This window comes from Allofournierella sp., from assembly GCF_017889395.1.
In the GTDB taxonomy this organism is placed as follows: Bacteria; Bacillota; Clostridia; order Oscillospirales; family Ruminococcaceae; genus Allofournierella.
The window spans coordinates 1-6,671 of sequence record NZ_JAGHKE010000108.1 but is presented as its reverse complement, the minus strand read 5'-3'; the positions used below and the strand labels follow the sequence as shown (position 1 = coordinate 6,671).

The 6,671-nt window shown below is 60.5% G+C and carries 7 protein-coding genes; 2 read left to right on the top strand and 5 right to left on the bottom strand.

Annotation, left to right across the window (positions count from 1 at the left end):
* On the bottom strand, positions 1-593 hold a 593-nt coding region (locus tag J7G73_RS11905), incomplete at its 3' end, for a histidine phosphatase family protein (RefSeq protein WP_291246406.1).
* A gap of 289 nt (positions 594-882) precedes the next feature.
* Here J7G73_RS11905 and J7G73_RS11900 point away from each other — a divergent pair.
* A complete protein-coding gene (locus tag J7G73_RS11900; protein ID WP_087291952.1) occupies positions 883-1,575 on the top strand; it encodes a helix-turn-helix domain-containing protein in 693 nt (230 codons plus the stop codon).
* A 61-nt stretch (positions 1,576-1,636) separates the two neighbouring features.
* Here J7G73_RS11900 and J7G73_RS11895 read toward each other — a convergent pair whose 3' ends face one another.
* The 4 genes from J7G73_RS11895 to J7G73_RS11880 all read right to left on the bottom strand — a co-directional run bounded on the left by J7G73_RS11895 (position 1,637) and on the right by J7G73_RS11880 (position 5,733).
* A complete protein-coding gene (locus tag J7G73_RS11895) occupies positions 1,637-1,879 on the bottom strand; it encodes an AbrB/MazE/SpoVT family DNA-binding domain-containing protein (RefSeq protein ID WP_087180701.1) in 243 nt (80 codons plus the stop codon).
* Positions 1,880-2,119: 240 nt separating this feature from the next.
* Positions 2,120-3,127, bottom strand: a complete 1,008-nt coding sequence (gene trpS, locus J7G73_RS11890) for a tryptophan--tRNA ligase (protein WP_087291955.1) — start codon at positions 3,125-3,127, stop codon at positions 2,120-2,122.
* Between the two features lie 86 nt (positions 3,128-3,213).
* The gene (locus J7G73_RS11885; protein ID WP_291246405.1) at positions 3,214-4,311 is read right to left on the bottom strand and encodes a hypothetical protein; all 1,098 of its coding nucleotides are present in this window, start codon (positions 4,309-4,311) and stop codon (positions 3,214-3,216) included.
* A 15-nt stretch (positions 4,312-4,326) separates the two neighbouring features.
* Positions 4,327-5,733 (bottom strand): MBOAT family O-acyltransferase, encoded by a 1,407-nt coding sequence (locus J7G73_RS11880; protein WP_291246404.1) that lies wholly within the window; start codon positions 5,731-5,733, stop codon positions 4,327-4,329.
* A 201-nt stretch (positions 5,734-5,934) separates the two neighbouring features.
* On the opposite strand from J7G73_RS11880, the gene gltX reads away from it, so the two are divergent.
* A partial coding sequence (gene gltX, locus J7G73_RS11875) for a glutamate--tRNA ligase (protein WP_291246403.1) occupies positions 5,935-6,671 on the top strand: 737 nt, incomplete at its 3' end.

The following is a 6,671-nucleotide window of genomic DNA, read 5'->3' as shown; positions in this document are numbered from 1 at the left end:
GCCTCCACAATGCCGTCCCGCATCCAGAGGGTGGTGTCGGTGCGCAGGGTGTAGCCCGCGCCCGGGTCGGCCATCCAGTCCTCGGGCTTGCGCTGGGGCAGCGCCTTCTGGGCCAGCATGCTCATGATCACGCCGCCGTGGGTCACACAGGCGGCCTCCTCGGTGCCGGAGCGGATCATGTACTCGAACAGCTTCATCAGGGTCTCGCCGCAGCGCCGGTGGAACTGGGCGGTGGGCTCTGCGCCCTGGGGCGTGAAGCCGGAGGTGGGGTCCATCCAGCGGGCGAAGTCCGGCTCGTGAACCAGCTCGCTCACCTTGCGGCCCTCGAACACGCCGAAGCCCGCTTCCCGCAGCTGGTCGATGGCCAGCTTGCGGGCGGCGGGGAAGAGAATGTCTGCGGTCTGGGTGGCACGCAGCAGGGGCGAGGTGAACACCAGCTGGGGCTGGGGGTATTCAAAACGGCCGCGCAGCTCCTCCAGCTGGGCACGGCCCTCATCGCACAGGGGCAGGTCGGTGCCGCCGCCCACGTACAGTCCGTCCAGATTGCCCTGGGTCAGCCCGTGGCGGATCAGATGCAGGGTAAAGGTCTTCAAAAAAATCCCTCCTGAAAGCAAAGAAATGGTTACAAAATAGTAACATAATACTAAATGGAAAATCCTTGAAACACAATATTTAGAAAAGAACTCCTGATTATTATCATACATCTAGGTGCCAAAGTCAATATTAGGCAAAACCCACGAAAAAACAAAAAGAATATTGGCGAAATTTGTATTTACAAAGCGTTTTGGTTGTTTTATAATTTACGATACGTAATTGTCTCTGCGGGCAGACTATGCCAAACGCAGACAGGACGGACTTGCGGAACGAAGAGGTAGATATTGCATGACGACTGAATTTAACCGGATCATTACCCTGCTGCGCAAAGAGCGGGGCATCACCCAGAAGCAGGCTGCTGCGGACCTGGGTGTATCCCAGGCTTTGCTGTCCCACTACGAGAAGGGCATCCGCGAATGCGGCCTGGACTTTGTGGTGCGCGTGGCGGAGTATTATGATGTGTCGTGCGATTATCTGCTGGGCCGCAGCCCGGACCGAAACGGTCTGACCCTGCGCGTGGAGGATATCCCCAATCCGGACGCCGCGCGGGACAGCATCTATCGCGGCAGCACCCTGCCCACCATGAACAAGAAGCTGATCTCCAACAGCCTGAACATTCTGTACGATAAGCTGGGCGCCAGCCAGAACAGCGACCTGATCAGCGAGGTGAGCGGCTATCTGAGCGTGGCGGTGTACAAGATGTTCCGCCTGCTCTATTCCTCCAACGCCAAGAATGCCAGCAGCCTGTTCAGCGTGAGCAACGGCCGCTGGAACGGCTATTCCTCCGCCGCCATGGATACCGCTGAGGCCAACGTGGCCGCCATCCTGGCCGGGGAAGAGGTGGGCAGCAGCGCCCCCATGAAGGACACCAGCTGCTTTGCCATGACCAGCCAGAGCCTGGAGCAGGATTACCGCCTGTATTCCGGCAGTCTGATGATGCTGATCAAAAACAGCGAAAAGCGCATCGACAAGCAGAAATAACCACAAAAGCAAAAGACCGGAGCCCTGTGAGGCTTCCGGTCTTTTTTATTTGTCAGTCAGCTTACAGCTGGCCGATGGCCTTGCGGCACTCGGCGCAGATGTTGCGGCCGTGAAACTGCATCACGCCCTTGGCCTCGCCGCAGAACACGCAGGCGGGCTGATACTTCTTCAGAATGATTTCGTCACCCTCCACGAAGATCTGCAGGGAGGAGTCCTGGTCGATCTCCAGCACTCGGCGCAGCTCAATGGGCAGCACGATGCGGCCCAGGTTGTCGATCTTGCGGACCATACCTGTGGATTTCATAATACGATCTCTCCTTTGATTTGGGATTTTGGGTTTTGGGAAAAGTCGGTCATGGGAAACAGGCGAACAGGGAATACTCGCCCGTTTGCTTCATTATAAACCACCATGGAAAAATTGTCAATATATGGTAAATAATTGGAAAATGCTTTTTTCGGGGTCGAAGCCTGCTCCGAAAGGAAAAAAGCGGCCCGTCCGGAGGCCAAACGGCGCGCCCGGACGGGCTGCTTGAAGATACAGGGGTTACAGCTGCAGCATGCCCACTTTTTTGTAGACCTTGCTGACCATACGGTCGGCCATGCGGCTGGCTTTTTCGGCGCCCTCGGCGAGCACGCCGTCCAGGTACTGCTTGTCGGCCAGGATGCGGGCATATTCCTCCTGGATGGGGCGGAAGGCGTCGATCACGCTGCCGGCCACGGCCTCCTTGAACACGCCGTAGCCCTGGCCCTCGAACTCCTTCTCGATGGCGGCGAAGTCTTTGCCGGTGAGCACGCTGTAGATGCTCATCAGGTTGGTCACGCCGGGCTTGTCCTCACCGGCGCGCACGGTGCCCTCGCTGTCGGTCACGGCGCGCTTGAACTTGCGCAGGATGGTGTCTGCGTCGTCGGTCATCAGGATGAAGCTGTTGGCGTTGGTGTCGGACTTGCTCATCTTCTTTTCCGGCTCTTGCAGGCTCATGATCTTGGCGCCGGTCTTGGCGATGTAGGGCTCGGGCAGGGTGAAGGTGGGGCTGTACTGGTTGTTGAAGCGCTGGGCCACATTGCGGGCCAGCTCCAGGTGCTGCTTCTGGTCCACGCCCACGGGCACCAGGTCCGCGTTGTACACCAGAATGTCCGCCGCCATCAGCACCGGGTAGGTAAACAGGCCGGCGTTCACGTTATCGGCGTGCTTGGCGCTCTTGTCCTTGAACTGGGTCATGCGGCCCAGCTCACCGAACTGGGTATTGCAGGCCAGAATCCAGGAAAGCTCGGCGTGGGCGCGCACATGGCTCTGCACGAACAGCACGCTCTTCTGAGGATCGATGCCGGTGGCCAGCAGCATGGCCGCGGCCTCCCGGGTCTGACGGCGCAGGGCCGCGGGGTCCTGCCGCACGGTGATGGCATGCAGGTTCGCCACCATGTACAGGCAGTCGTATTCTTCCTGTAAAGCGCCCCAGTTGCGCACCGCGCCCACATAGTTGCCCAGGGTAAAGGTACCGGTGGGCTGGATGCCGGACAGGATGCGCTTCTTGCGCTGCATTTCTTCGCTCATTGTTTCTGCCTCATTTCTTTTTAGGCGCCGCAAAACGCCCGTAACTGATACTTGTATTATAGCCGCTGGCTGTGCGCTGTCAAGCCTTACTGCGCCAGCCGCAGGGGATTGCCGCTGTCGGCCAGGGCGGCGTCCAGATAATCGGTGTCGATCAGGCCCTCCAGAATGGTGCTCTGGTCGGCCAGCTGCCGGGTAAGCCGGGCATAGACCCGGTCGCCGCCGTGGTAGCCGTCGATGTACTCGTCGTCACTGGTGTCCGGCATGTAGCTGAAGTCGTAGACCTCGTAGCCGTAGGGCGCGCACAGCTCGGTGAGGATTTTGGGAATCCAGTCAAAGTAGCCGTAGTTGCCGCTCTCGGCCATCCGCTCGTAAACACTGGGGGCGTAGGGCGGGATGATGAGCACCACCTGAATGCCCCGGTCGTTGCACCAGGCCAGCAGCCGCTGGACCACCTCGGTGCTGGTGGGATACACGTACTCGGCGTACTCAAAGCGGTTGGTGCCCTTCACAATGCGGTCGAAGGTATCGTGGAAGCCCACGTCGGTGCCCTCCTCCGGGTGATCCAGCAGCCGGCCGTAGCAGTAGCTGCCGTCCGGATTGAAGCCGCTGCCCCGGCCCACCGCCGCCATGCCGTACACATTCGGGTGGGGAGTGAACACATCCAGCAGAGAGTATTTGCCCTCGGCCCAGCCCCGCATGGCCTCGGACAGGGCGGTCTTGGCGTTAAATTCATAGTGCCCGTAGTCGAAGCCATCCGGCATACCGCCGGTGCCCACCCAGGCCTGATTGAAGAAGTACTGATCCATCACCATGATCAGGGTGTCGGGCAGGCTCTCCTCAGGCAGGTTTTCCAGAAAATACTGGAACTCGTTGATGTAGCCGCTGCCGCCGCCCGCGTTGTAGAAGCTGTCGGTGGTGAAGAATTCGCTGTGGAACTGCATGCTGCGGCTGGTGCCCAGCACCAGCAGATCCGCGGCCTTGCCGCTGGCCACCAGATGCTTGTAGTAACGGGTGTTGTCCCGGTAGGCAAGGCCCAGGAAGGCGGGCTCGCCGTCCAGCACCATCTGGGCAACCTCCTCCTCGGTGCACCATTCGCCGCTGGTGTATACCGCCAGAGCGAACACGCCGCACACTAGGATCACCGGCGCGAGGAACAGCGCCACAACTGCCAAAAATCGTTTCATAACGGCCTGTCCTCCTTAAAATGCGAAATAAACATTCTGCAGGGTGCCCGCCGCGCCGAAGAACAGGCTGGCAAACACGCACAGATAACAAAGCAGCACCAGCAGCACCGGCTTCTGCCGCGCCGCCCAGGCCCCGAAGCCCTCCTTGCGGGAAGCCCAGTCGATCCCGGCGGCCAGCAGGGCGAACAGCCCCAGCTGAACCATGCCGGTGGTGGTGTAACCCAGCTGGGTGAAGCTCTCCTTCAGGTATTGCAGGCTGAAGGGGATGGGCTGGAACAGAGAACGGAGCACGATCTGGGCCTGATGCAGGGTGCCGGTGGTAAAGAAGAACCAGCCGATGCTCACCAGAAGGAAGGTGAACAGGCAACCCACCACCGAACGCAGCGGGCTGTTTTCGCCCTGATGCAGCGCGCCCCAGAAGCGGGCGCGGGCTTTTTTGGTGGCCCGGCCGATCAGCAGATAAATGCCGTGCAGCGCGCCCCAGACCAGAAAACCGGCCGTAGCGCCATGCCATGCGCCGGAAAGCACGAAGGTGACCATGGTGGCCAGAACCAGCACCGGCACACCGTTGCGGCTGCCGCCCAGGGGGATGTAGATGTAGTCCCGCAGGAAGCTGGAAAGGCTCACATGCCAGCGCCGCCAGAACTCACCAATGCTGCGGGAGAAATAGGGGCTGAGGAAGTTTTCCTCCACCTGCAGGCCCAGCAGGTTGGCCACGCCGATGGACATCTGGGAGTAGCTGGCAAAGTCGAAGTACAGATACAGGGTGTAGGCCAGCAGCGACCAGACGATGCCCAGGCTGTAGTAGTATTCCGGCTGGGAAAGCGCGCCCTGGTAGCCGGCCAGCTGGTCCGCCAGGCATTTTTTCAGAAACATGCCCCAGCAAAAGCGCACGCAGCCGGTGTAGGCCAGCGCCCGGTCAAAGGTCATTGCGGGGGCCTTCAGCTGCGGCAGTAGGCTGCCCGCCCGCTGGATGGGGCCGCTGGCCAGCTGGGGGAAAAAGCCCACGTAATTGAAGTAGCACAGCGGGCACTTCTCGGCCTGGATGCGGCCCTTGGCCACATCCGCCAGATAGCTGATGGTCTTGAATACATAAAAGCTCAGTCCCACCGGGGCCACCAGCCCCTCAAACAGGGCGGGGGAGGCCAGCGGCAGGTATTTGTAGGCCGCCAGAGGGGCAAGGCTCAGCAGAATGCCCAGCCACATGGCCGCCCGGCCGCCTCCTTTTTGGGTCCACAGGCCGCACAGGTAGCCGGCCAGGCAGATGAGCACCAGGCAGATCACTGCCTTGGTCCCGAACAGCCCGGCAAAGACAAGGTTTGCCACCGCCAGCAGCCAGGGCCGGGCTTTGGCAGGCAGGGCCCACCAGCCGGCAAACACCAGCGCGCCGAATCCGGCGAAGGACAGAGAAAGAAAGTTCATGGAAACGCTCCTTTTGCATGGAAAATGCCATTGGGTCTTTTCCTATTATAATAAAAGGGGCAAGGGCTTGTAAAGCGAAGAAGTTTTGCGGCCAGGTTGACAAGCCGATGTGCGCACCTTACAATAAACAAGAGAAACAAACCGCCCGGTCCGCGCTGCCTGCCGCCCGGGCGCGTGAGGATAAAAGGAGTAGAAACGATCATGGCGAACAATACCGTACGCACCCGTTTTGCGCCCAGCCCCACCGGCTACATGCACGTGGGCAACCTGCGCACCGCTCTGTATGCCTACCTGAAGGCAAAAAGCAAGGATGGCACCTTCATCCTGCGCATTGAAGACACCGATCAGGAACGCTACGTGGAAGGCGCGGTGGACATCATCTACAACACCCTGCGCCAGACCGGCCTGCTGTGGGACGAAGGTCCCGACGTGGGCGGCCCGGTGGGTCCCTATGTGCAGAGCGAGCGCATGGGCATGTTCAAGGAATATGCCGAGCAGCTGGTGAAGGCCGGTCAGGCCTACTACTGCTTCTGCACCCCCGAGCGTCTGGAGAAGATGCGCGAGGAGCAGAAGGCCGGCGGTGCCGTGGTGGGTCATTACGACGGCCACTGCCGCAACCTGAGCCAGGCCGAGATCGACGAGAAGCTGGCCGCGGGCGTGCCCTACGTCATCCGCCAGAAGATGCCCAAGGAGGGCGTGACCAGCTTTGACGACGTGGTCTACGGTCACATCGAGGTGAACAACGCCGAGCTGGAGGACCAGATCCTCATCAAGACCGACGGCATGCCCACCTACAACTTCGCCAACGTGGTGGACGACCACCTGATGGGCATCACCCACGTGATCCGTGGCTCGGAGTATCTGTCCAGCGCGCCCAAGTACAACCTGCTGTACCAGGCCTTCGGCTGGGAGGTTCCCACCTACATCCACTGCCCGCC

Excerpts from the sequence above, each read along its gene's own strand:
- J7G73_RS11885 (WP_291246405.1), bottom strand. The coding sequence starts at position 4,311 with ATGAAACGATTTTTGGCAGTTGTGGCGCTGTTCCTCGCGCCGGTGATC.
- trpS (WP_087291955.1), bottom strand. The coding sequence starts at position 3,127 with ATGAGCGAAGAAATGCAGCGCAAGAAGCGCATCCTGTCCGGCATCCAG.
- J7G73_RS11880 (WP_291246404.1), bottom strand. The coding sequence starts at position 5,733 with ATGAACTTTCTTTCTCTGTCCTTCGCCGGATTCGGCGCGCTGGTGTTT.
- J7G73_RS11895 (WP_087180701.1), bottom strand. The coding sequence starts at position 1,879 with ATGAAATCCACAGGTATGGTCCGCAAGATCGACAACCTGGGCCGCATC.
- J7G73_RS11900 (WP_087291952.1), top strand. The coding sequence starts at position 883 with ATGACGACTGAATTTAACCGGATCATTACCCTGCTGCGCAAAGAGCGG.